The following is a 24,037-nucleotide window of genomic DNA, read 5'->3' as shown; positions in this document are numbered from 1 at the left end:
CCGCCCCGGAAGGGGGGCGGCACGTGTTTCCGCTACGCCTTACTGCGCGCCATCTCCGGCTTGGGGCAGGAACGGTCCGGCCACTTCGCCGGCGTTCTGCTTGTTGATCAGAACGGCCGACACGAAGGTAAAGGGCGGCACGTCTTCGCCATTGAGGTAAGCGGCCACGTTGCGCGCTGCCTGGCGGCCGATTTCATAGGGCTGCTGGGCAACCACCGCGCCGGCGGGGCTATCGGGATCGGCGACCATTTCCACGAATTCGGGGCTGCCATCCACGCCATAGGCCTTGACGTCGGTACGACCGGCATCGCTGATCGCCTGGCTGGCGCCGATGGTCGGCACGTCCCAGCAGGCCCAGATCGCCTTGAGGCCGCTGTCCGGGCCATGCTGGGTCAGCACGTCATTGGTGTCGGAATAAGCCTGCTGCACGGTGTTGGGAATGACGTCGCGCAGTTCGGGCTGGATCACCTCGACATTAGGGTAGGATTCCAGCACATACATCAGCTGGTCGTAGCGGATCTTGCAGACCGGCACCGACTGGAAGCCGTTGAACACCGCGATCTTGCCCTCGGCACCCATGTCCTGCATCATCTGCAGGGCCAGCTCGGCACCGATATTGTAGTTGTTCGATGTCGTGTTGTTGATGGCGTGCGGCGTGGACGTGTCGACGGTAAAGAGCGGGATGCCAGCGTCGGTGATGCGCTGGAGCCAGGGGTCGAGCACGTCGATATTGCCGAGCTGTTCCAGGATCGCGTCGGGCTGCTGGGCGATAAGGGTCTGGATCTGGCTGATCTGGGTCTGGTCGTTGCGGCCCGCGTCAAGCGCGATCACTTCGGCGCCAAGCTCCTCCAGCTGATCGATCTGACCGCGATAAGCCATCAGGTCCCAATGGTGATCGGTGCCGATGACGGTCACCCCGATCACTTTGCCTTCCAGCGAATGGGTGCTGGCTTCCTGGGCGTTGACCATGGCCGTTGCCATGGCGTTGAGGGCAACCGAAGCCGCCAGCATACCAAGCGTAGTGTAACGACGTTGATGCATTTGATCCTCCTCTAAGCATCAGAAAATTGCCGATTTCCCGGCGTCTAATCTCCGTGGCCGTATCCGGCCATGCGGGCGATGACGTTCTGGATTTCCTCTTCGCTGAGCAGCGGCGGCTCTCCGAATGGCAGGCAACCCAGATATTGTTTGGCCAGCGTCTCCACCTCCACCGCGCGCCACATGGCCTGGTCCAGCGAACTGCCGGTGGCAATCATGCCATGGTGGGCGAGAAGGCAGGCGGACCGGCCCTCTAATGCGGCGAGCGCGTTGCGAGACAGCTCCGCGGTGCCGAAGGTCGCGTATGGCGCACAGCGGATGTCGTGACCGCCGCAGATGGCGATCATGTAGTGCAGCGGCGGGATGTCCTTGCGCATGATCGACAGCGTGGTGCAGGCGGTCGGGTGCGCATGCACGACGACCTGGACTTCGGGACGCGCCTTCAGAATGTCGAGATGGAACCGCCATTCCGAAGACGGGCGGCGCGTGCCCTCGACCGAGCCATCGAACCCCATCCAGACGATGTCGCTGTCGACCAGGTCGTCGTACGGCATGGAGGTTGGCGTGATCAGCATGCCCTCGCCATGGCGCATCGAGATATTGCCCGACGTGCCCTGGTTGATGCCCGATCTGTTCATCGCCCGGCAGGCATCGATTATCGCGTTGCGCGGATCGAGGGAACCTTGGGAAGCTGCTGGCGCTACAGACATGTATAGCCTCCGTCCACGGCGACGATCGAGCCGGTCATATAGGCGGATGCTGACGAGGCCACCCGGGAATGCCTGGCGCTCATCGCCGATACATCCCTCTCAGGGCTGCGGGTTGCCCGAGAGCTCGAAACGATCATGGCGGCACGGGGCAAGCCGAAGATGATTGTCAGCGACAACGGCACCGAGTTCACCTCCAATGCCATCCTGGGCTTTGTCGACCGGCACAAGATCGATTGGCATTACATCGCACCGGGAAAACCGATGCAGAACGCGTTCATTGAATCGTTCAATGGCAGGCTCAGGGACGAGATGCTCAACGAGACCCTGTTCCAGAGCCTCTCCTACGCCCGCATTGCCCTTCGAGAATGGCGGGCCGACTACAATGGAAATCGCCCACATTCGCGGCTGGGCTTGGCTCACCCCAGCCGAATACGCAACCACCTTGACCCCACGACGGGATCTGGCGCTGCGCTCAATGGCCAGCTCCACGCCAGCCCCCGTCTTCCACCAGGCTCAGCACGGCCAAAACAACCACCGGAGTCTACGTCACGCTGGATAAAAGATGGGGGCAACGTCAGGGTCGTAGCCCGACACGCTGAGCAGTGGAATCCGCTGATCGTTCCCGGCTTTTCGGCGTGGGTCCTTACGGTCTCGGATCAAGAGCATTTTGGAGAATGGATCGTAATCCTCCCATCGGGCGTGGCAGATTTCGTCCTGCCGCATCGCAGTGGCGATGGCAAAACGGATTATGCGTGCGACGGATATCTTCTGATAGGGGTTGGTTTCGAGGGTCGTGATGATTTTCCTGAGTTCGCCCTCGATCGGCCTGCGGTCTCTTTCATTGCTCCTGCCAACCAGGTCGAGTCTGCCCAGCGCAATGCGCGCCCGATCGATACCTTCGGTGGACAGGACCACGCCGTGAACGGCTGCGGCATGAGCGAGAATAATCTTGATGTAGCCGATATCGATGGAGAGCGTGACCGGTCCCGCGCCCCCTTTGGCGCGTTCCTTGCCGAACTCAATAATGCGCTCACGATCAAGTTCTGACGACCGCAGCGTGCCCAGCCGATCGGAAAGAAAATCGAGACTTGCCGCCTTGGAACGTCCGAACGTCTTTCCCACCTCCGCCAGGTCGCTACGATGGAGTTCGATGAGGCCAGCGAAAGTCTTGGTGGTCTCGGGATCGCATAGTATAGGTTCGCCACGATCGATCCTGTGCTCGACTTTGCGTGCCCACGTCTCGGCGTCGCCGCGGCGCAAGAAAGTCTCGCTGGCATATTTTCCCTTGCGTCGCACTTGGGCGCGCCAGGAGCCGGATGGAAGTTTCGTCAGTGTGGCCATTTTCGTGTGCGTTACGTGTGCAATGAAAGATAGAAACATGGCGAATTGGGTTGAATCTGGTCGCAAAATGGAGTGCACACGCCATCGTGCAACACATTGAAGATACTAAAAAAAACGTTATAAACCAAGCGCGTAGGTTGTCCATTGCCCCCATGATGGATTGGACCGACCGCCATTGCCGGTATCTGCATCGGCAGCTCACCGGGCGAGCGTTGCTGTTTACCGAGATGGTGACCAGCGCGGCGCTGGTGCATGGGGATGTGGAGCGGTTGCTGGGATATGACGACAGCGAACATCCCGTGGCGGTGCAGCTGGGCGGGTCGGACCCGCGCGAACTGGCCGCGGCGGTGGCGATCTGCGACCGGTTCGGCTATGACGAGATCAACCTCAATGTCGGCTGCCCGTCCGATCGCGTGCAGTCGGGCAAGTTCGGGGCCTGCCTCATGGCCGAGCCCGATCTGGTCGCCCGATGCCTCGCCGCCATGCGCGAGGCGACCGATACGCCGGTCACCGTCAAATGCCGCATCGGCATCGACGATCAGGACAGCGAGGCCGATCTCGACCGCTTCGTCGACACCATCTTGCCCACCGGCATCGCGGCCCTCTACGTCCATGCGCGAAAAGCCTGGCTCAAGGGGCTGTCGCCCAAGGAAAACCGCGATATCCCGCCCCTCGATTACGGCCGCGTCCATCGCCTCAAGCAGCGCCTGGGCGATGTTCCCGTGTTCCTCAATGGCGGCATCAAATCGCTCGCCGAGGCTGTCACCCATCTCGATCGCCTCGATGGGGTGATGCTGGGCCGCGCCGCCTATCACGAGCCGATGATCCTCGCCGAGGTCGATCGCGCGATCTTCGGCGACCCCGCCGCGCCCGCGACTCTCGCCGACATCGAGGCGGCGATGACCGCCTATGCCGAACAGCAGCGGGGCAGGGGCGTGCGCCTCAATCAGATCACCCGCCACATGCTCGGGCTGGCCAATGGCCTGCCCGGCGCCCGGCGCTTCCGCCAGATCCTCTCGGTCGAGGCGTGCCGGCCCGGCGCCGGCCCCGAAGTGATCGCCGCCGCCTTCGCCGCCATCGATCGCATGGCGGCGCGGGTCGCCTGAGCGGTCCTGCCGGGTCGCGCTTCCGAACCGCAAAAGTGGTGTCCACTTTTGCTGGAAGCACGCCTAATCGTGCAGTTCCAGCGAATCCTGGCTGACCGTGTAGCGCGACAGGGTCTCGAGGAAGGTCATGCCGAGCAGCGAGGTCTCCAGCGCATTGTCCTCGACGATGAAGGCGCGCACGTTCTCGCGCACGATATTGCCCACTTGCAGGCGCTCGATGCGGATCGGCGCCGCCCGTCCTGTGCCGTTGGCGGTCTGGACGGGCACGGAAAAGCGCAGCGCCCCGGTGTCGATCCCGGCGGCCCGGGCATCGGCGAACGACAGCACCACGGCGCTGGCGCCGGTATCGAAGATCATGTCGGTCTTGGTGCCGTTGATCGCCGCGTCGACCCGGAAGCTGCCGCCGAACGAGCGGGCGATATGGACATTCCCCGTCTGCGGATCGACCACCGCGGCGCCCGGCTGCAGCGCGCCCACCACGCGCTGGCTCATGCGTTGCAGGTCGCCGCGATAGGTATAGCCCACCACCAGCGCCGTCCCGATGGCCAGCCAGATGACGAAGGCGGAGACGATTTCGCCCAGCCGGTGGCGGCGCCCAACCACGGCGCTGGCCACCAGCGTGCCGATGATCACCAGCGGGATGGCGCGCGCCGTCTGGTCCTGGGTCAGCCCGATCACCGCGCCGAAATCGGCGCTGATGGCGAGGGCGATGCCGAACACGATCAGAATGGCGAAGGCGACGAACAGCATATGCAATCCCGGCTTATCGAACGACCATACCCATAAAGGTGGCCAGAATGGTGATTTCAACCAGCGCCTGCGCCGCACCGACGAGATCGCCCGTCTGCCCGCCCACCAGCCGGTCACAAAGCCGTGTCCAGCCCCAGAGCACCAGCCCGGCCAGCCCCGCGCCCAGCAGCAGGGCCCAGGGGGCGGCCAGGGGAAGGGCGAGCAGCGCGGCGATGGCGAGGGCCACAACGGCGCCGAGGGCGAAAGCGTTCCGCGACAGCCGCCCGGCCGTCGCCGCCGCGCCGCTGGCGCGGGCCGGGGGGAGGGCGAAGGCGAGATAGAGGGCCCCCGAGCGGGCGAGCACGCCCGCCGCCAGCCACAGCCCCGCGGCGGTCAGCGGCCCCGCGCCGGCGATGGCGGCCAGAGCGGTCGCTTTGAGCCCGACCATGAGGACGATGGCCAGCACCCCATAGGTGCCGTGGCGGCTGTCCTTGAGGATGTCCAGCCGCCGCTCTGGGGTGGAGCCGCCGAACAGCCCGTCCGCCGCGTCGGCCAGCGCGTCCTCGCTCATCGCCCCGGTGACCATGGCCGAGGCGGCCACCGCGAGGAGGGCGGCGAACAGCGGAGGCAACCCGCCCCACAGCGCCGCGATCAGCACCCCGGCCGGCAGCGCCCCGATGGCCAGCGAGGCGAGGGGCAGGGTGGGAGCGATGCGCTCGAGGCTGGGGCGTTCATGGGGCCGCGAGCCCGTTGGCAGGCGCGAGAAGAACCGCAGCGCCATGACGAAATCGGCCACCGGGCCGCGTCCGGGTCCGGCTTCCGCCGTGTCGCTTTCGGGGTCGGCGCCGCTCGGGTTCAATTGCCTTTTCCCTTTCGATGGCTCACAAGAACCAACCCCTTACCATCCGAATCCCGGAGCGACCATGACCGCCCAAGCCTTCGCCGATTTTCAGGACCTTCTGCTGCTCGGTCCCGATGGCAATGAGGAGGCGGTAGCCGCGGTGCGGGCGCGCGACAAGGTGCTCACCAAGCCGGCCGGTTCGCTCGGCCAGCTCGAAGGCCTCGTCGAATTCCTCGCCCGCTGGCAGGGCAAGCCCGTTCCCACCATGGACGATCCCATGGTGGCGATCTTCGCCGCCAATCACGGGGTGACCGATCAGGGCGTCTCCGCCTTTCCCCGCGCGGTGACCCAGCAGATGGTGGCCAATTTCACCAAGGGCGGCGCGGCGATTTCCCAGATCTGCGCCCTGCACGAGATCAATTTGCGGGTGTTCGAGCTGGCGCTCGAAGTGCCCACCGGGGACATCACCGTGGTCCCCGCCATGGATGAGCGCACCTGTGCCGCCACCATCGCCTATGGCATGGAGGCCATCGCCGGCGATGTCGATCTGCTCTGCATCGGCGAGATGGGCATCGGCAACACCACCGTCGCCGCCGCCATCTATGCCGCGCTCTACGGCGGCTCGGGTGCCGATTGGGTCGGCCGGGGCACGGGTCTCGACGACGAGGGCCTCCGGCGCAAGGCCGGGGCGGTGGATCGCGCCCTGCAGCGCCATGCCGGACGGCTCGACGATCCCTTCGATATCCTCGCCAATCTGGGCGGGCGCGAAATCGCCGCCATGCTCGGCGCCATCATCTCGGCGCGCCACCAGAAGGTGCCGGTGATCATTGACGGCTTCGTCGCCACCGCCGCCGCCGCCATCGCCCACGCCATCCATCCCGGTTCCATCGACCACTGCCTGTTCGGCCATCTTTCGGCCGAGCCCGGCCATGCCCGGGCGCTTCAGGCCATGGGCCGGACGGGGGTGCTCGACCTCGGCATGCGGCTGGGGGAGGGGACGGGCGCCGCCCTCGCCGCCATCCTGTGCAAGACCGCCCTGCACCTGCACAAGAACATGGCCACCTTCACCGAGGCGGCGGTCAGCGGCAAATCCGCTTAAGGAGTGCTTCCCATGTATGCCCTCTATATCGCCAACAAGAATTATTCCTCCTGGTCGCTGCGCCCCTGGGTTCTGCTCAGGACCCTGGACATCGCGTTTGAGGAGCGCTTCGTGCCCTTCCTGCAAGGGTCGAGCCGCGAGGCCTTCCGCCGCTTTTCGCCCACCGGGCTGGTGCCGTGCCTCGTCGATGGCGCGGTGACCGTCTGGGATTCCCTCGCCATCGCCGAATATGTGGCCGAGGACCATCCCCGGGTCTGGCCCGCCGATCGCGCCGCCCGCGCCTGGGCGCGCTCGGCCTCGGCCGAAATGCATTCGGGCTTTTCCAGCCTGCGCACCATTTGCGGCATGAATGTCGGGGTGCGGGTGGAGCTTTTCGACCATCGCAAGGCGGAGCTGGCCGGGGATCTGGCCCGGCTCGAAGAGCTCTGGGCCGATGGCCTCGACCGCTTCGGCGGCCCCTTCCTCGCCGGTGGGGAATTCATGGCGGTCGACGCCTTTTTCTGCCCCGTGGCCTTCCGTATCCTGAGCTATGGGCTCGATCTCGGCCCGGCGGCCATGGCCTATGCCGAACGCCTGCGCGCGCTGCCCGCCATGCAGGACTGGTATCGCGCCGCCCTGGCCGAAACCCTGCGCGACGATCCCCATGACGCCGAGATTGCGCAAATGGGCACGCTCACCGAGGATTTGCGGGCCGTTTGAGGGGCGCCCGCTGCGTCAGGACGCTTCGGAATAGATTTCGAGCCGGTTGCGCGTCTCGACCACCGGCGCCATGCCTTCCATGACGCGGGCGCGCGGGAAGGTGGCGATCACCTCGGTGCCGAAGCGCAGCTTGGAAAACAGGTCGAACCGGCCCTGATGCAGCTCCATGATGCGCTGCACGATCGGCAGGCCAAGCCCGGCCCCCTGTTCCGCCGTCTTGTGGGCGAGCGAGCCCTGTCCGAACGAGGACAGCACGGTCTCGATCTCGTCCTCGGGGATGCCGGGGCCGTTGTCGATCACCGAGATGAACTGCCCGCCATCCGGGCTGCGCCCCACCGAGAGCACGATCTTGCCCGATTGCGGGGTGAACTTGATGGCATTGGAGAGCAGGTTCAGCACCACCTGGCGCACCGAGCGCTCGTCGCCCCAGATCTTGGCGAGGCTGTCCGGCGCCTCGAAGTGCAGGTCGATGCTCTTGGTCCGCGCCCTGATGTCGAGCATGCGGCGGCAATCGTCGGCGATGTCGATGAGGCTGATCGCCTCCTCGGTCAGATCGTATTTGCCTGCCTCGATGCGCGAGAGGTCCAGCAATTCGTTGATGAGGTTGAGCAGGTGCTGGCCGCTGGCATGGATGTCCCCGGCATATTCCTTGTACTGCGCCACCCCATGCGGGCCCAGCAGCTCCGATTTCAGCACCTCGGAAAAGCCGATGATCGCGTTGAGCGGCGTGCGCAGTTCATGGCTCATGGTGGCCAGGAAACGCGACTTGGCGATACTGGCCTGCTCCGCCTCGCGCCGTGCCTCGTCCGACATGGTCCGCGCTTCCTGCAATTCGAGGATCAGCGCGTCCTTTTCCCATTGGTGTTCGAGGTTGACGATCTCGGATTTGTGCAATTGCCGCGTGAGGAACAGAAAGAAGAAGAACGCCCCGATGACCACCACCGACATGGCGTAGTTGAGCGTGCCGCCCGACAGCGTCAGCATGATCGCGACGCTCACCGTGCCGGGAAAGGTCGCCGCCAGCGTGGCCGAGGGCAGGGTGCGGGTCGCCACCGCATTGGCGGCGATCCCCACCAGCAGCATGGCGAAGATGATCACCTCGATGTCCTGCCCGCCGCCGGAAATGGCCAGCACCGGCAGGGTGGCCCAGGCCAGCCCGTTGACGGTTTCGGCGGTGACGAAGGTCCGCGTCCAGCGTTTGGGATCGAACTTCTTGCCATGGCTCGCCCGGAAGCGGCGGCTGATCAGCGTGACCCCGAGATTGGAGACCCCGACCACGCTGGCCCACACGACCACCGTGGTGGCCGGTATCCACAGCACCGCCGCCAGCGACAGGATGGCGACCAGGAGCAGGGTCGGGACCACGCTGGTCAGCCGCGCCTTGGCGTAATCGTCGAGAAGCTCGAAATCGAAGGTGGAGCGGGTGCCGGAGCTCGACGTCAGTTTCTGCCGCGCGTCGAGGACGGCACGCTGCACGGTTCTGCGCGGTTCGCGCGAAGGACGCGGTGCTTCCGCTGCTCGGCTGGTCGGGCTGGGGGCCATGCAGGAACTCGTTACACTACCACTAACTCATCGGACCGAAATACCCTCGATCCGTACGCGAGCTTCAAAGTTAGGCCGTGCGTGGTTAACAGCGGGTTGAGGGCGCGGCGCGGTTTAGCATCATCTTCACCATAGCGTCCGGCGCGGCCCGGAAAACCGGGCCGCGGGAGGGACGGGGGTTAATCGGCGCCTCAGCTTGACATAAGCAACATCGTACCCTCAAATGCGCCGCGATAACGGATGATTTTGCGTTTCTCCGAGCAATATTGCTGAAAATTAGAAATTGTATTCCAAGGAGGCTGCGCAATGGCGCTCGACAAGCTGGATCGTAAGATTCTTCAACTTCTCCAGAAGGATGCCACGATGCCGGTTGCTGAAATCGGCCGCAAGGTGGGGCTGTCCACCACCCCCTGCTGGCGGCGCATCCAGAAGATGGAGGAGGAGGGGGTCATCCGGCGCCGGGTCGCCGTGCTCGATCCCGAAAAGGTCAATGCGGGCGTCACCGTCTTCGTCGCGGTCAAGACCAATGAGCACAACGATGCCTGGCTGCGCAAGTTCGCCGGCATCGTCGAGGACTTCACCGAAGTGGTCGAATTCTACCGAATGAGCGGCGACGTGGATTATCTCCTGCGGGTCGTGGTGCCCTCGATCCAGGCCTATGACATCTTCTACAAGAAGCTGATCGCCCGCATCGCGCTCACCGATGTCAGCTCGTCCTTCGCCATGGAGCAGATCAAATACACCACCGCCCTGCCGCTCGAATACGCGGTGGTGGAATAAACGCGTTTCCGGTTCGTAAAACGCGATAAAGGAAGGCTACCCTCCGGTCACCGACATGTGGCGCCCCACGGCCGGGGCGCTGCGGCGCTCGATGACGAAGTCGTGCCCCTTGGGCTTGAGGATCATCGCCCGCTCCAGCGCCGCATCGAGGCCCTCGCGGCCGCCCTCGCGCAGCGCCCGCCGCAGGTCGACCCGGTCCTCCTGGCCGAGGCACATATAGAGTTGGCCGGTGCAGGTGAGGCGCACCCGGTTGCAGCTTTCGCAGAAATTGTGGCTCAGCGGCGTGATGAACCCGATTGTCCCGCCGGTTTCCTCCACCGTCACATAGCGGGCCGGCCCGCCGGTGCGCTTGGCGATTCGGGTGAGGGTGTAGCGCTCGGCGATGCGGTCGCGCACGCTGCGCAGCGACAAATGGGTGTCGACCCGGTCCCCCGCCACCTCGCCCAGCGGCATCTCCTCGATCAGCGTCAGCTCGTACCCCTCCCCATGCGCCCATTCGAGCATGGGGATGATCTCGTCCTCGTTGACGTTCTTCATCGCCACCATGTTGAGCTTGATGGCCAGCCCTGCGGCGCGGGCGGCCGCGATCCCCTCCAGCACCTGCTCCAGCCGGCCCCGCCGCGTGATGGCCGTGAACTTTTCCCGATCCAGCGTGTCGAGCGAGACGTTGATGCGCCTGATGCCCAGTTCGGCCAGCCTTTGCGCGTGCCGCGACAGCTGGCTGCCATTGGTGGTCAGCGTCAATTCGTCGATCGCCCCGCTGGCCAGATGGGTGGCCGAGAGGGTCTCGATCAGCTTCATGATGTCCCGGCGCACCAGCGGCTCGCCGCCGGTGAGGCGCACCTTGCGCACCCCGCGCGCCACGAAGGCGCCGATCACCTCCTGGATTTCCTCAAAGCTCAGCACTTCGCTCTTGGGCAGGAACACCATGTCCTCGCCCATGCAATAGGTGCAGCGGAAATCGCAGCGATCGGTCACCGACACCCGCAGATAGGTGACGTGCCGGCCGAACGTATCGACGAGGGGGCGCTGGGAAAGGGGCGTCTGGGCTGTCATGGGCCCCAATATAGTCATTCCCGGCGCCCGGCGAAAGCATGGCGGGCAAATTGGCCTCTGCAACCGACTTTCGATGCGTTGACAGAGCGCCGCATCTGCCGTTCTTGGGGGTGAGATCCAAGCAGGGAATAGTCATGAGCGAAGAACTCAAGCGCAAGGCGGCCGAAGCGGCCATGGGCGAAATCAGCTCCGGCATGCGCATCGGCCTCGGAACAGGCTCGACCGCCCGCCATTTCGTCGATCTTCTCGGCGCAGAAGTGGCGCGCGGCTTCCAGTGCCTCTGCGTTCCCACGTCCGAGGCCACCGCCGCTCAGGCTCGCGGCCTCGCTATTCCGCTGACCACGCTCGAGGAGATCGACCGCCTCGACGTCACCATCGACGGCACTGACGAGATCGATGGCGCGTTCCGCCTCATCAAGGGCGGCGGCGCGGCGCTGCTGCGCGAAAAGATCGTCGCCGCCGCCTCCGAGCGCATGGTGGTCATCGCCGACGATTCGAAACTGGTCGAGACGCTGGGGCGGTTTCCGCTCCCCATCGAGGTCAATCCCTTCGGCCTTGCCGCCACCGCGCGGGCCATCGGTGAGGCGATGGCGCGTTTCGGCGCCGAAGGCGGCCACGCCCTGCGCCGCAAGCCCGATGGAACGGCGCTGCTGACCGATGGCGGGCACCACATCATCGATGCATCTTTTGGCCGTATTTCGGACGCAGAAGCGCTTTCGGGCGCCCTGCTGGAAATCCCCGGTGTCGTCCAGCATGGACTGTTCATCGGTTTGTGTTCGGAAGCGTATTTGGCTAGTGTTTCAGGGACCATCCGGCTTTCGGGCCACGCCAAACCATAATCCATTCGATCAAGGGACCGCACATGACCTTTCTGCCCACTCTGCGCCGGCTGACCGCGGCGATCCTTCTTTCCGGCACCGTGCTGGTTTCGGCCGCGCCCCTCCAGGCGCAGCAGGAAATCTCGCCCGAGCATCTGGCCGCCGCGCGGCAATATGTGGACATGACCGATTCCGCCCAGCTCTATGAGCGCACGCTCATCGAGATGGGCCTGCAGGTCATGCGCCTTTTGATCCAGGAAGATCCCTCCCTGCGCGAGCCCCTGATCAACGCGCTGCAGACCGTCTATGACGGCTACCTGCTCAACCGCGATCCGCTCTACAACCAGTTCGCGCGCATCTACGCCATCCGCTTCTCGACCGAGGAACTCACCGAGATCATCGAATTCTACGAAAGCGATGTCGGCCGCAAGCTGCTCGGCCAGAACGCCGGCATCAACGAGGACCTGCAGACCGTCCTCGCCGTGTGGAGCCGCAACACCTCCAACGAGTTCCTGAGCCGCGTGCGCGCCGAACTGCGCAATCAGGGCTTCAACGCCCCCGCGCCCGAGGACGACGCTGCCGCCGGCGAAGGCGAAGAGGCCCCGGCGCAGTAGACTGCGGCGTTCCGACCCCATGGCCCCCGTCCTGCCGGACGGGGGTTTTTTTGTCTGCCGCGCCCGCCTATATGGTGACCTCGAAGCATCAGCATAGAGGGGCCTCCACATGAGCGAAGTTTTTGATCTGGTCGTGATCGGTGGCGGCTCGGGCGGCGTCCGGGCCGCGCGCATGTCGTCCCAGATGGGCGCCCGCGTGGCCATCGTGGAGGAATACCGCTTCGGCGGCACCTGCGTCATCCGCGGCTGCGTGCCCAAGAAGCTCTTCGTCTATGCCTCGCGCTTCGGCGAGATGTTCGACATCGCCGAGAGCTTCGGCTGGTCCGTCGAGGCCTCCTTCGACTGGAAGACGCTATTGGCCAACAAGGACAAGGAAATCGCCCGGCTCGAACGCATCTACGAGACCCTGCTCGACGGAGCCGGCGTCACCCTCTATCACGCGCGCGCCACGGTGACCGGGCCCAACAGCGTGAAACTCTCCACCGGGGAGACGCTGGAAGCGAAAAACATCCTCATCGCCACCGGCGGCACGCCCTTCAAGCCCTCCATCGAAGGCGCCGATCTCGCCATCACCTCCAACGAGGCCTTCCATCTCGAAGAGCTGCCCCGCACCATCCTCGTCGAGGGCGGCGGCTATATCGCCGTCGAATTCGCCACCATCTTCCGGGGGCTGGGGGTCGATACCACGCTGGTCTATCGCGGCGACAAGATCCTGCGCGGCTTCGACAAGGATCTGCGCGAGGGGCTGGAAGAGGCGATGCAGGAGCGCGGCATCCGCTTCCGCTACGGCTACAACATCTCCCGCCTGCGCAAGGATGGCGAGGGGGTCTGCGTCTCCTTCTCCCATGGGGAGGAAGCCACCTTCGACGCCGTCATGTTCGCCACCGGCCGCCGCCCCAATATCGCGGGGCTGGGCCTCGAGGAGACCGGGGTCAAGCTCGATCAGTCCGGCGCCGTGATGGTGGACGATTATTCGCGCAGTTCCATGCCCTCGATCTACGCGGTGGGCGACGTCACCGGCCGGGCGGCGCTGACCCCCGTGGCCATCCGCGAGGGCGCGGCCTTCGCCCAGACGGTGTTCAACGACATCCCCACCACGGTGCCCTACGACCTCATCCCCACCGCCGTGTTCACCGAGCCGGAAATCGGCACGGTGGGGCTCACCGAGGAGGCAGCGGCCTCGCGCCACCGCTCCATCGACGTCTATGTCACGCGCTTCCGCCCCATGGTGAACACGCTGTCGGCCAATCAGGAAAAGATGATGCTCAAGCTCATCACCGACACCGCCACCGGGCGGGTTCTGGGCTGCCACATCTTCGGGCCTGGGGCAGGGGAGATGATCCAGCTCGTGGCCATCCCCCTGGGCATGAACGCCACCAAGGCCGATTTCGACCGCGCCATCGCGGTCCATCCCACCGCCGCCGAGGAGCTGGTTACCTTCAAGGCGCCCAGCTACCGCGTCGTCGACGGCAAGAAGCAGAACCCGACCTAATTTGCCTTGGCGTGGCGGGCCAGGAAGGCGTCGATGCCGGCCTGGGCGCAGCTTCGGTCCTGGTCGGGCGTGCCCGAGCTGATGCCGATGCCGCCCACCGTCTCGCCATCGACCACCAGCGGCAGGCCGCCGCCCACCACCATCAGCCGGCCGCCAATGGCCGCGTTGATGCCATAGGCCGGCTTGCCGGGCTGGCTGGCCTCGCCATATTCATGGGTCGCCTTTTTCGCGGCGGCGGCGGTATAGGCCTTGTCGATGGCGATGGTGATGCTGGTCACCTTGCCCCCGGTCATGCGCTCGAAGGCCACCAGATTGCCCGATTCGTCGACCACCGCGATGCACATGGGCACGCCGATCTCCCGCGCCTTCTCCGTCGCCCCCGCGATGAGGATGCGCGCATCCTCGACATCGATCCGGTTGAAGCTCTGCATCGTTCTGTCCTCCAATGATGTGCCGGCACCTTGAACCACATCGCGCCGCTCCGGGCCGCCACTTTAAAATGATTTCCCATCATGCGGAAATCCATCGCCGGCTTCACAGGCCGAGCACCACCCCGCCCAGCGCGCCCACCAGCACCACCAGCCAGGGCGGCGCGCGCCACGCCATCAGCAGCACGAGGCAAGTGAGGGCCAGCGCGAACGAGGATGGTCCGACAACGGCGCTGATGAACACCGGATCGTAGAGCGCGGCGCCCAGAATACCCACCACCGCCGCATTGGCGCCTCGCATCAGCGCCTGCGCCCCGCCATTGCCGCGCAGGCCGTCCCAGAACGGCAGCACGCCGATGAGGAGCAGGAACCCCGGCAGGAAGATCGCCGCCAGCGCCAGCGCCGCCCCGGACACTCCGTTGGGCATCGGCTGGAGCACGGCGCCGAGATAGGCCGCGAAGGTGAAAAGCGGTCCCGGCACCGCCTGCGCCGCGCCATAGCCGGCGAGGAAGGCATCGGCCGATACCCAGCCGGTCCGCACCGTTTCGGCCTCCAGCAGCGGCAGCACCACATGCCCGCCCCCGAACACCAGCGCGCCGGAGCGGTAGAAGGCGTCGAACAGCGCCAGCGCCGGCCAATTGCCGCTGGCGGCCATCCCCGGCAGGTCGATGAGCAGCACCACGAACAGCGCCAGGCTGGCCAGCCCGACCCGGCGCGAGATGCCGAAGGAGAGGCGTCCGGAGGTCGCGGCCGTCTCCCCGCGGCACCAGATCAAACCCGCCACGGCCCCGATGGCGATCGCCGCCACCTGCCCGAAGGCCCCGGCCATGGCGATGGCGAAAATGGCCGCCGCCAGCGCGATCGTCGCCCGCTCGCGATCTGGGCACAGCGTCCGCGCCATGCCCCACACCGCCTGGGCGACAATGGCCACCGCGACCACCTTGAGCCCGGCGATCACGCTGCCGCCCACCGGCCCGCCGAACAGGTCCGCGCCATAGGCGAAGGCCAGCATCGCCAGCGCCGAGGGGAGGGTGAAGGCAAGGAAGGCGGCCAGCGCCCCCGCCTTGCCGGCCCGCAGCAGCCCCATGGCGAAGCCCACCTGGCTCGAGGCCGGGCCGGGCAGGAACTGGCACAGCGCCACGATATCGGCAAACCCCGCCTCGTCGATCCATTTGCGGCGCGCCACCAGTTCGGCGCGGAAATATCCCAGATGCGCGATGGGCCCGCCGAACGAGGTCAGTCCGAGCTTGAGGAACACCCAAAACACTTCCGCCGCCGAGCCCTGCCGGGCGGTTGCCGTCTCCGGGCTGTCGGTCATCCCCATCTCCTGCCGTCCCGCGCAAATCAGTCATTTTTCGCACCCTATGGCGCCGCTTGTGACACAGGCACGACAAAACGGACATGCGCCCCGGGCCGATCACAATACTATAGGCTACTTGGCAGGCGGTCTCCCGCTTGCTATGCCCCCTTGACCCGACCGGCCCCGCCGGGGCGGGCATACCTCTATTTGAAGTGAGAGAAACGATGAGCACGTGGACACCTGACAGTTGGAGGACGAAACCGATCCTGCAGGTCCCGACCTATCCGAGCCAGTCCGAGCTTGAGGCGGTCGAGGCCCGGCTCGCTTCGTTTCCCCCCTTGGTTTTTGCCGGCGAGGCCCGCGACCTCAAGGCCAATCTGGCCGAGGTCGCCAAGGGCAATGCCTTCCTGCTTCAGGGTGGCGATTGCGCCGAGAGCTTTGCCGAGCATCACGCCGACCATATCCGCGATTTCTTCCGCGTCTTCCTGCAGATGGCGGTGGTGCTGACCCATGGCGCGACCAAGCCCGTGGTGAAGGTCGGCCGCATCGCCGGCCAGTTCGCCAAGCCCCGCTCGGCCGATACCGAAACCATCGGCGGCGTGGAACTGCCCTCCTATCGCGGCGACATCATCAACGGCATCGATTTCACCGAGGAAGCGCGGATGCCCGATCCCAGCCGCCAGCTCGAGGCCTACCGCCAGTCGGCGGCGACGCTCAATCTGCTGCGCGCCTTCTCCATGGGCGGCTTCGCCAACCTGGCCCGCGTCCATGAGTGGACGACCAGCTTCATGAAGCAGTCCAACTGGTATCCGCGCTACGAGGAAGTGGCGCGCAAGATCGACGACGCCATCGCCTTCCTGGGCGCCCTCGGGCTCAACCCGGACAACACCCCCGTGCTGCGCGAGACCAAGTTCTTCACCTCGCACGAGGCGCTGCTGCTCGGCTATGAGCAGGCGATGACCCGGCGCGACTCGATCACCAATGACTGGTACGCAACCTCGGGCCACATGATCTGGATCGGCGATCGCACCCGCAATCCCGACCACGCCCATGTGGAATATTTCCGCGGCATCAAGAACCCCATCGGGGTCAAGTGCGGGCCGTCCTTGACGAGCGACGACCTCAAGCGCCTGATGGAGGTCCTCAACCCGGCCGATGAGCCCGGGCGGCTGACGCTGATCGCCCGCTTCGGCTCCGACAAGGTCGAGGAGCATCTGCCGCGCCTCATCGAGACGGTGAAGGCCGAGGGCCGCACCGTGGTCTGGTGCTGCGATCCCATGCACGGCAATGTCGTCAAGGCCTCGACCGGCTTCAAGACCCGGCCCTTCGACCGCATCCTGTCGGAAGCCAAGTCGTTCTTCGAGATCCACCGCAGCATGGGCACCATCGCCGGCGGCGTGCATGTGGAGATGACCGGCGAGGATGTCACCGAATGCACCGGTGGCGTTTCGGCGGTGACCGACGAAAGCCTGTCGGACCGCTACCACACCCATTGCGATCCCCGGCTCAATGCCAGCCAGGCGCTGGAACTGGCCTTCCTCATCGCCGAGGAAATGCGCGGCCAGCGCACCACCGAGGCGCCGAAGGCGGTCGGCTACTGACCGTTCCTTCCCTGTGACGGCCGAAAAGGCGCCATCTTTCCCGATGGCGCCTTTTTCTATGCCACCATTTAGCCAACATTAACCCTAACCGCCGCATAACTGGCCCCGAAAGACTGTTTGGTCGCGTTCGGAGGCCCCCGATGTCCCGCACTGTCACTGCACTCGCAGCAATTGCGCTGGCTGCTGCCGGCACGGCTCCCGTCCTGGCCGCCGATTGGGGCACCTCCCAGCCGCCTGTGTTCCGCCCCGCCTATCCGGTGAACATGGCACCGCTGGAAGACAGCCTCGATTTCGAGATCGGGCTGCGTTACGTCTACGGCATCGGCCGTCAGTCGGCGACCTTGTCCGGCAGTCCGCTGACCGGGGGCGGAACCTATTCGAGCAACGACACCAGCCACATCATCGAACTGGCCGGCCGGATCGACGACCATTCCACCAGCACCTATCTCAAGGGCGCCATCGGCTACGCCGCCTATATTGACGGAAGCTACGACGATCCCTTCGGCAGCGGCCCGATCAGGGGCGGCAGGGTGGCCAGCCTCGGCGCGGATTTCGGCTATACGCCGCTGCGGTCCAGCGGCTTTTCCGCCGGCGGCTTCATCGGCTATCAATATCTCAATGAATCCCCGGACACCGACCGGGGCGTCTTTCTGGTGCCTGACAGCCTGAACTGGTCGTCCGGCAGCCCGCTCTATACCATTGGACGCGACAACAGCCCCAATCTGCTGGAAGTCCACGCCCTGCGTCTGGGATTGACCGGCCGGGCGGAACTCGGTCCGATGTTCGATATTTCGGCTGAAGTCGCCGCCATCCCCTATGCCAATCTGAGCGGCACGCTGGGCGCGCACTCCTTTGCCGAAAGCTACGTAGGCGGCGTTCTGGTTGGAAAGTCTTCCGCCACTTCGGTTGAAGGCCACCTTTATGGTGGTGCGGCCGAACTGATGGCCGGTTTCAATCCGACGGAAAATCTCTCGGTCCGCTTCGGCGCGCGCGGCTATTATCTCACCGGCCCGGTCATGGCCAATTACTCGGTCACCACCATCGCCGACGCCATGGATATGGACGGAGACGGCACCTACGAGACCGGCCCCACCTCCGCAACCCAGTATTACGAGCGCCAGCTCACCAATTTCGACATGTTCCGCTGGGGACCGGTCATCGAACTGACCGGGCGCTTCTGACCGTATCGGTTTCCTCATCGCAAAAGCCGGGCCACCAGCCCGGCTTTGCTTTTTGGCCGCCTTGCTCTTGCGTGTCCGCCACTATAAATCTGGCCGCGCCTCCCTCGACGCCGGACCCGACTCGTGACCGACATCCTCCGCATCGCTCTTGCCCAGCTCAATCCCAAGGTCGGCGCCATCGGCGAAAATCTTGCGGCGGCGCGGCGCGTCGTGGCCGAGGCCGAGGCGGCGGGCGCCGATGTGCTCCTGTTCACCGAGCTCTATCTCACCGGCTATTTCCCCGAGGACCTGCTGCTCAGGCCCCGCTTCGTCACCGAGGCCATGGAGGCGGCCAAGACCCTGGCGCGCGAGACGAAGGGGCTGAACGTCTCCCTGCTGCTCCCCACCCTGTGGAGCGCCGACGGGCAGCTCTACAACAGCGTTATCCTCGCCGAGGACGGGGCGATCATCGACCGCCGCAACAAGGTCGAACTGCCCAATGACGACGTTTTCACCGAAAAGCGCTATTTCACCGCTGGAACGCTTCCCGAGCCGATGATCGTCAAGGGCATTCCGGTCGGCGTGCCGGTCTGCGAAGACATCTGGCACGAGGCCATCTGCCGCAATCTCGCCCGGCACGGCGCCGAAATCCTCCTCTGCCCCAATGGCTCGCCCTATTGGCGCAACAAGCAGCATATGCGCATCGATCTGGTGCGCCGGCGCGTGGCCGAAACCGGGCTGCCGCTGCTTTATTCCAACCAGGTCGGCGGGCAGGACGAGTTGGTCTATGACGGCGCGAGCTTCGGCATCGATGCCGATGGCGCTCTCGCCTTCCAGGGCAAGAGCTTCGTCACCGATCTCGTTCTCTCCGACTGGCAGAAGCGCGACGGAGCCTGGCAGTGCGTCGCGGGGGAGGTCCACGATCTCGCCCCGGTCCGCGAGGCGCCGTGGCGCGCCGCCATGCTGGGCCTCTGCGATTACGTGGAAAAGAACGGCTTCCGCTCGGTGCTGCTCGGGCTCTCGGGCGGCATCGATTCCGCCGTGGTCGCGGCCATCGCGGTCGATGCGCTGGGCGCGGAGAACGTCCATTGCATCATGCTGCCCTATCGCTACACCACGCCCGCCAGCCTCGCCGATGCCGAGGCCTGCGCGAGGGCCCTTGGGGTGCGCTACGATATCGTCCCCATCGGCGGCCCGGTCGATGCGGCCAACGCGGCGCTGGCCCCGGTCTTTGCCGGCGCCGCTCCCGACCTCACCGAGGAGAACCTGCAATCGCGCATGCGCGGCGCCATCCTCATGGCCATCTCCAACAAGTTCGGCGCGCTGCTGCTCACCACCGGCAATAAGTCGGAAATCGCCGTGGGCTATTCCACCCTTTATGGCGACATGAACGGCGGCTACAACCCGATCAAGGACATGCTCAAGACCCAGGTCTATGAACTGGCCGCCTGGCGCAATGCCCACCAGCCCGCCGGCGCGCGGGGACCTTCCGGGGTGGTGATCCCGCCCGCCATCATCTCCAAGGCCCCCAGCGCCGAGCTGCGCCCCGACCAGACCGACCAGGATTCCCTGCCGCCCTATCCGGTGCTCGACGCCCTCATCGAGGCGCTGGTCGAGGACGACCTCTCGCTCGCCGAAACCGTGGCCAGGGGGTTCGATGCCGATCTCGTCGCCCGCGTCGAGCGCCTGATCGCCATTGCCGAGTTCAAGCGCCGCCAGTCGGCGCCCGGTCCCAAGCTGACCCCAAAAGCCTTCGGCATGGGCCGCAAATATCCGATCACCTCCGGCTATCGCGATGGGAGCCTCCGCTGATGACTGTAATCGTGCGCTACGCCCCATCTCCCACCGGCCGGCTGCATCTGGGCAATGCCCGCCCCGCCGTCCTCAACTGGCTGTTCGCTCAGCGCCAGGGCGGCCAGTTCGTGCTGCGGCTCGACGACACCGACACCGCCCGCTCGACGGAGGAGTTCGCGCAAGGGATCGAGACCGACCTCGCCTGGCTCGGCATCGTCCCCGACCGCAAGGCGCGCCAGTCCGACCGTTTCGCCTCCTATGACGCCGCCCGCGACAGGCTGATCGCCATGGGACGGCTCTATCCGGCCTATGAGACCGCCGACGAACTCGACCGCAAGCGCAAGCGCGCCCGCGCGCTGGGCAAGCCGCCGGTCTATGACCGCGCCGCGCTTTCGCTCACCCAAGAGGACAAGGCGCGGCTCGAAGCGGAGGGCCGCAAGCCCCATTGGCGCTTCCGGCTCGATGGCCGCCCGGTCAAATTCCTCGACCTCATCAAGGGCGAGCAGACCGTCAACACCGCCTCCATGTCCGACCCGGTGCTCATCCGCGAGGACGGCACCTATCTCTATACGCTGCCCTCGGTGGTCGACGATATCGAGATGGGCATCACCCATGTGATCCGCGGCGAGGACCACGTTTCCAACACCGGCACCCAGATCGAGATCTTCGAGGCGCTGGGCGGCCCGGTGCCTGTTTTCGCCCATCATAACCTCCTCACCGATTCCGAAGGGCAGGGCTTTTCCAAGCGTTTGGGCTCGCTCTCGCTGGCCCAGTTGCGCGCCGAGGGCTATGAGCCGCTGGCCGTCGCCATCATGGCGGCCATCACCGGCACCTCCCTGCCGGTCGAACCCTATGCCAGCCTGGCCGACATCGCCGAAAAGCTCGATTTCTCGATGATTTCCCACGGCTCGGCCCGCTTCGATGTCGCCGAGCTGGCCGGCCTCAACGCTCGCATCGTCCACGCCCTGGATTTCGCCGCGGTTCAGGATCGGCTCGGCGCAAAAGGCGAGGGGATAAGCGAGCCCGTCTGGCTCGCCCTGCGTGAAAACATCGCCCGTTTCCCGCAATTCCTGCCGCTTTACGAGGAGATCTTCGTCTCCGCCACCCCGCTGATCGCCGATGAGGATCGCGACTTCATCGCCACGGCCCGCGACCTGCTCCCCCCCGAGCCATGGGACGGGGACACCTGGGGCGCCTGGACCGGCGCCATCAAGGCGGCGACCGGCCGCAAGGGCAAGGCCCTGTTCCTGCCGCTGCGCCGCGCCCTCACCGGCCGCGACGAGGGCCCCGAGCTCAGGGCGCTTCTGCCCCTTCTGGGACGTAAGGCGTCTCTGGACCGACTATCCTGACCTCGCGGTCGCCGAACTCGACGATGCGCAATTCCGTCCCCTCGCGGTCGGGCTGGGCGGCGACCGCTGCCCCGGTGCCGTCGGCGCGCGGACGCGGGCGGGGCAGGGGGATATGGATCGCTTCCGCCACGGTCAGCTCCGGCCCGCGCGGATCGGGTTGCGGCAGCGGAAAGCTCAGATCGCCGAGGGCGACCACCGCCTGGCTCCCGCCGCCCGCCTCGGCCAAAGTCAGCGTTCCCGCCGGCTCGCGCGTATTGCACGAGCAGCTCATGTCCACCTCCTGGCGGAACCGGAACGCATAGGGCATGGAGCGATAGGGCGCGCCCGAAAGCGAGATCATGTCCTCGGGCTCCTCCCCGGGATTGCGATAGGAGAACAGCGCCACCTCGGTCCCGGGGCACATCTCATGGCACTGGATGGCGTCCTGGGCGATATAGCTGTCGGTGGTGGAAAAGCTGATCGGCCAGTAAAACCCGTCGCAGGTCCGCACGCAGACGGTCCGCCGCGTCTGCTGGCTGGCCCAGGGGTCATAGGGCGGCATATAATCATAGCCCCCCTGGCCGCCGAACATCCCGTCGAGCAGGCTGCCCCGCTGGCCGGCATCGCATCCGTTGCGTTGATAGTCGGCCATCATCGCCTGATGGTTGCGGGCAAGACTCTGCCCCTCCTGCGCCATGGCCTGCAATTGCTGCACCTGGGTGCGGCCGACCGTGATGATCTGGGCCAGAGACCGGCATTGCTGCGTCATGGCCTGCCCGGCATTGTACATCTGCTGGCAGCCATCGGAGATCCATTGCCGCTCCCCCTGCATCACCTGTTGCTGGCGGGCGCGCAATTCCTCCACGATGCCGTTATGGCCGGCAAAGGCCTGGTTGCGCTCGATGCCGCGCAAAATCGCCGTGATCTGGGCGCAGCTCTGGCTCTGGGCCTGCGCCACCGCGAGATCGGCGGCGATGAACGCCGCTGCCGCCGCAAGGGCGGTGACGATGCGCAAAAAGGCCGCAAGGGGAGAATGAAAACCGGTCATGATATCCCGTAACGCTGACGACGACCCGCCGATCCGGGCCTAGGCAATCAATTGTTTCGACCCTAACTGTACGATAGCTTGAGCCATCCTAAACATTTGCATCAATCACGTTCCGGTATTTTTGTTCGCATGAAACTCGCCACGCTGCGCAATGGCCGCCCCGATGGACATCTCGTCGTCGTCTCGCGCGATCTCACCCGCTTTGCCTCGGCGGGCCGGGTCGCCCCCAATCTCCAGGGCGCCCTCGACGAGTGGGAGCGTTGCGCCCCCATCCTGCGGGCGGTCAGCGACCAGCTCAACAATGGCGAGATTTCCGGAATGACCTTCGATGCGCGCGAGGCGCTGGCCCCGCTGCCCCGCGCCTATCAGTGGATCGACGGCTCGGGCTATCTCGTCCATCTCGACCGCGTGCGCTCGCTCAAGGGCTCCATCGACGCGCAGCTCCAGGATGAGCGCCCGCTGCTCTATCAGGGCGGGTCGGACAGCTTTCTCGCCCCCACCGGCGCCATCGTTATCCCCAGCGACGACCTGGCCCTCGATTACGAGGCCGAGGCCGTGGTGGTGACCGGCCCGGTCCCCATGGGCGTCAACCGCGTCGATGCCAGCGCCGCCATCCGCCTTGTCGGAATCTGCAACGACGTTTCCCTGCGCCGGCTGGTCGTCGACGATCTCGAGAACGGCTTCGGCTTTTTCCACGCCAAGCCCGCCACCAGCTTTTCCCCCGTCTTCGTCACCCCGGACGAATTGGGCGAGGCCTGGGGCAATAACCGCCTCAACCTCCGGGTCCGCATCCACGTCAACGAAAGCCTTTACGGCCAGCCCAATGCCGGCCGCGACGTCAAGTTCGATTTCGCCGACCTCCTGGTCGCCGCCACCCGCACCCGCGAGCTGGGCACCGGCACCATTGTCGGCTCGGGCACCATCGCCAACGCCCATGACGATATCCTGCCCCTAAAGCATGACGGCATCGGCTTCGGCTGCATCGCCGAGGCCCGCACCGCCGAAAAGGCCGTGCTCGGCAAGGCCCGGACGCCCTTCCTCAAGCCCGGCGACCGCGTGCGCATCAACGCCGTCGACGCCGACAACCGCTCCGTCTTCGGCGCCATCGACCAACTCGTGCAACTGGCCACGTAGACGCCCCCCCCCCCCCCGAGCCTCCCTTCTCCCCTGGTGGGAGAAGGTGGATCGCGAAGCGAGACGGATGAGGGGGCGCTGACTCACGATAAGCACCTACGCCCGCGATCCCTTGCCGCCACCTCAGCACCCCCACCCTCGATCCCTCCCCGCAAGGGGGGATTGTTTACACGGGCCTCTTTTTGGATTCTTGTGGAGGGGTGATTTGCGCAAGGAGGAACGCGATGGATTGCCCCAGTTGCCACGGCACGGACCTGATCAAACGCGGGCGCAAGGCCGGCCATCAACGCTATTGCTGCCTCACCTGCGGCCGCTACAGCACCGACAGCCAGCCCCGCTTCAGCGCCAAGACCAAGGCGATGGCGATCGAGATGTACAT

Annotated in this window: 23 protein-coding genes and 1 pseudogene; 14 read left to right on the top strand and 10 right to left on the bottom strand. The window is 65.6% G+C overall.

All coding sequences use genetic code 11. The features are described 5' to 3' along the window. Positions 1-39: 39 nt before the first annotated feature. Both DVH29_RS00120 and DVH29_RS00115 read right to left on the bottom strand, forming a co-directional pair. Entirely contained in the window at positions 40-1,041 is a 1,002-nt protein-coding gene (locus tag DVH29_RS00120; protein WP_245944827.1) for a sugar ABC transporter substrate-binding protein, read from the bottom strand. Positions 1,042-1,085: 44 nt separating this feature from the next. Then, positions 1,086-1,748: a class II aldolase/adducin family protein gene (locus DVH29_RS00115; protein ID WP_114644123.1), complete on the bottom strand. Its 663-nt coding sequence runs from the start codon at positions 1,746-1,748 to the stop codon at positions 1,086-1,088. Positions 1,749-1,799: 51 nt separating this feature from the next. On the opposite strand from DVH29_RS00115, the pseudogene DVH29_RS00110 reads away from it, so the two are divergent. Then, a pseudogene (locus DVH29_RS00110) lies at positions 1,800-2,307 on the top strand (integrase core domain-containing protein); the annotation flags it as partial. On the opposite strand, the gene DVH29_RS00105 reads toward DVH29_RS00110, so the two are convergent. Then, the gene (locus tag DVH29_RS00105; protein WP_158541502.1) at positions 2,295-3,089 is read right to left on the bottom strand and encodes a site-specific integrase; all 795 of its coding nucleotides are present in this window, start codon (positions 3,087-3,089) and stop codon (positions 2,295-2,297) included. The pseudogene DVH29_RS00110 and the gene DVH29_RS00105 overlap by 13 nt on opposite strands. A 119-nt stretch (positions 3,090-3,208) precedes the next feature. Here DVH29_RS00105 and dusA point away from each other — a divergent pair, with 119 nt between their 5' ends. Beyond that, on the top strand, positions 3,209-4,195 hold the full coding sequence (gene dusA, locus DVH29_RS00100) for a tRNA dihydrouridine(20/20a) synthase DusA (protein ID WP_342769861.1): 987 nt from the start codon (positions 3,209-3,211) through the stop codon (positions 4,193-4,195). A 63-nt stretch (positions 4,196-4,258) separates the two neighbouring features. Here dusA and DVH29_RS00095 read toward each other — a convergent pair whose 3' ends face one another. Then, positions 4,259-4,945 (bottom strand): retropepsin-like aspartic protease family protein, encoded by a 687-nt coding sequence (locus tag DVH29_RS00095; RefSeq protein ID WP_114644121.1) that lies wholly within the window; start codon positions 4,943-4,945, stop codon positions 4,259-4,261. A 13-nt stretch (positions 4,946-4,958) separates the two neighbouring features. Continuing rightward, positions 4,959-5,783: an adenosylcobinamide-GDP ribazoletransferase gene (locus tag DVH29_RS00090; RefSeq protein WP_199562489.1), complete on the bottom strand. Its 825-nt coding sequence runs from the start codon at positions 5,781-5,783 to the stop codon at positions 4,959-4,961. A gap of 64 nt (positions 5,784-5,847) precedes the next feature. Between DVH29_RS00090 and cobT the strand changes: the two genes are divergently transcribed. Beyond that, positions 5,848-6,864 carry a nicotinate-nucleotide--dimethylbenzimidazole phosphoribosyltransferase gene (gene cobT / locus DVH29_RS00085; protein WP_114644120.1) on the top strand — a complete coding sequence of 339 codons (1,017 nt, stop codon included), beginning with the start codon at positions 5,848-5,850 and terminating at the stop codon, positions 6,862-6,864. A 12-nt stretch (positions 6,865-6,876) separates the two neighbouring features. Next, positions 6,877-7,563 carry a glutathione S-transferase family protein gene (locus DVH29_RS00080; RefSeq protein WP_114644119.1) on the top strand — a complete coding sequence of 229 codons (687 nt, stop codon included), beginning with the start codon at positions 6,877-6,879 and terminating at the stop codon, positions 7,561-7,563. 15 nt (positions 7,564-7,578) lie between these two features. Here the strand turns inward: DVH29_RS00080 and DVH29_RS00075 are convergent, their stop codons facing one another. Next, complete coding sequence (locus DVH29_RS00075) at positions 7,579-9,105, bottom strand: sensor histidine kinase (RefSeq protein ID WP_114644118.1); 1,527 nt, start codon at positions 9,103-9,105, stop codon at positions 7,579-7,581. Positions 9,106-9,411: 306 nt separating this feature from the next. On the opposite strand from DVH29_RS00075, the gene DVH29_RS00070 reads away from it, so the two are divergent. Continuing rightward, on the top strand, positions 9,412-9,885 hold the full coding sequence (locus DVH29_RS00070; protein WP_114644117.1) for an Lrp/AsnC family transcriptional regulator: 474 nt from the start codon (positions 9,412-9,414) through the stop codon (positions 9,883-9,885). Positions 9,886-9,921: 36 nt separating this feature from the next. Here DVH29_RS00070 and moaA read toward each other — a convergent pair whose 3' ends face one another. Then, the gene (moaA, locus tag DVH29_RS00065; RefSeq protein ID WP_245944826.1) at positions 9,922-10,959 is read right to left on the bottom strand and encodes a GTP 3',8-cyclase MoaA; all 1,038 of its coding nucleotides are present in this window, start codon (positions 10,957-10,959) and stop codon (positions 9,922-9,924) included. A gap of 116 nt (positions 10,960-11,075) precedes the next feature. On the opposite strand from moaA, the gene rpiA reads away from it, so the two are divergent. The 3 genes from rpiA to gor all read left to right on the top strand — a co-directional run bounded on the left by rpiA (position 11,076) and on the right by gor (position 13,865). Next, complete coding sequence (gene rpiA, locus DVH29_RS00060; protein WP_114644115.1) at positions 11,076-11,780, top strand: ribose-5-phosphate isomerase RpiA; 705 nt, start codon at positions 11,076-11,078, stop codon at positions 11,778-11,780. A 23-nt stretch (positions 11,781-11,803) separates the two neighbouring features. Then, positions 11,804-12,373 (top strand): DUF2059 domain-containing protein, encoded by a 570-nt coding sequence (locus tag DVH29_RS00055; RefSeq protein WP_114644114.1) that lies wholly within the window; start codon positions 11,804-11,806, stop codon positions 12,371-12,373. A 109-nt stretch (positions 12,374-12,482) separates the two neighbouring features. Then, positions 12,483-13,865: a glutathione-disulfide reductase gene (gene gor / locus DVH29_RS00050; RefSeq protein ID WP_114644113.1), complete on the top strand. Its 1,383-nt coding sequence runs from the start codon at positions 12,483-12,485 to the stop codon at positions 13,863-13,865. On the opposite strand, the gene DVH29_RS00045 is transcribed toward gor, so the two are convergent. Both DVH29_RS00045 and chrA read right to left on the bottom strand, forming a co-directional pair. Further along, positions 13,862-14,296: a GlcG/HbpS family heme-binding protein gene (locus DVH29_RS00045; RefSeq protein WP_114644112.1), complete on the bottom strand. Its 435-nt coding sequence runs from the start codon at positions 14,294-14,296 to the stop codon at positions 13,862-13,864. The two genes, gor and DVH29_RS00045, sit on opposite strands and share 4 nt — an antisense overlap. A gap of 103 nt (positions 14,297-14,399) precedes the next feature. Continuing rightward, positions 14,400-15,611: a chromate efflux transporter gene (gene chrA, locus DVH29_RS00040; RefSeq protein ID WP_114644377.1), complete on the bottom strand. Its 1,212-nt coding sequence runs from the start codon at positions 15,609-15,611 to the stop codon at positions 14,400-14,402. Between the two features lie 206 nt (positions 15,612-15,817). Between chrA and DVH29_RS00035 the strand changes: the two genes are divergently transcribed. The 4 genes from DVH29_RS00035 (at position 15,818) to gltX (ending at position 21,497) form a co-directional block, all read left to right on the top strand. Beyond that, positions 15,818-17,194 carry a class II 3-deoxy-7-phosphoheptulonate synthase gene (locus DVH29_RS00035; RefSeq protein WP_114644111.1) on the top strand — a complete coding sequence of 459 codons (1,377 nt, stop codon included), beginning with the start codon at positions 15,818-15,820 and terminating at the stop codon, positions 17,192-17,194. 140 nt (positions 17,195-17,334) lie between these two features. Then, on the top strand, positions 17,335-18,375 hold the full coding sequence (locus tag DVH29_RS00030) for a hypothetical protein (protein WP_147275959.1): 1,041 nt from the start codon (positions 17,335-17,337) through the stop codon (positions 18,373-18,375). Between the two features lie 123 nt (positions 18,376-18,498). Beyond that, positions 18,499-20,166 carry an NAD+ synthase gene (locus DVH29_RS00025; protein WP_114644109.1) on the top strand — a complete coding sequence of 556 codons (1,668 nt, stop codon included), beginning with the start codon at positions 18,499-18,501 and terminating at the stop codon, positions 20,164-20,166. Continuing rightward, positions 20,166-21,497, top strand: a complete 1,332-nt coding sequence (gene gltX, locus DVH29_RS00020; protein ID WP_114644108.1) for a glutamate--tRNA ligase — start codon at positions 20,166-20,168, stop codon at positions 21,495-21,497. The genes DVH29_RS00025 and gltX overlap by 1 nt, the downstream gene beginning before the upstream one ends. Here the strand turns inward: gltX and DVH29_RS00015 are convergent. Continuing rightward, the gene (locus DVH29_RS00015; RefSeq protein WP_114644107.1) at positions 21,442-22,524 is read right to left on the bottom strand and encodes a DUF2865 domain-containing protein; all 1,083 of its coding nucleotides are present in this window, start codon (positions 22,522-22,524) and stop codon (positions 21,442-21,444) included. The genes gltX and DVH29_RS00015 overlap by 56 nt on opposite strands. A gap of 129 nt (positions 22,525-22,653) precedes the next feature. Here DVH29_RS00015 and DVH29_RS00010 point away from each other — a divergent pair, with 129 nt between their 5' ends. Together DVH29_RS00010 and DVH29_RS16725 are read left to right on the top strand one after the other, a co-directional pair. Then, positions 22,654-23,658 (top strand): fumarylacetoacetate hydrolase family protein, encoded by a 1,005-nt coding sequence (locus DVH29_RS00010; protein WP_114644106.1) that lies wholly within the window; start codon positions 22,654-22,656, stop codon positions 23,656-23,658. Between the two features lie 224 nt (positions 23,659-23,882). Beyond that, on the top strand, positions 23,883-24,037 hold a 155-nt coding region (locus DVH29_RS16725; protein ID WP_369333222.1), incomplete at its 3' end, for an IS1/IS1595 family N-terminal zinc-binding domain-containing protein.

This window comes from Pelagibacterium lacus (assembly GCF_003345525.1).
In the GTDB taxonomy this organism is placed as follows: Bacteria; Pseudomonadota; Alphaproteobacteria; order Rhizobiales; family Devosiaceae; genus Pelagibacterium; species Pelagibacterium lacus.
The sequence above is the reverse complement of the archived record's forward strand: the minus strand, read 5'-3'. Positions and strand labels throughout refer to the sequence as shown.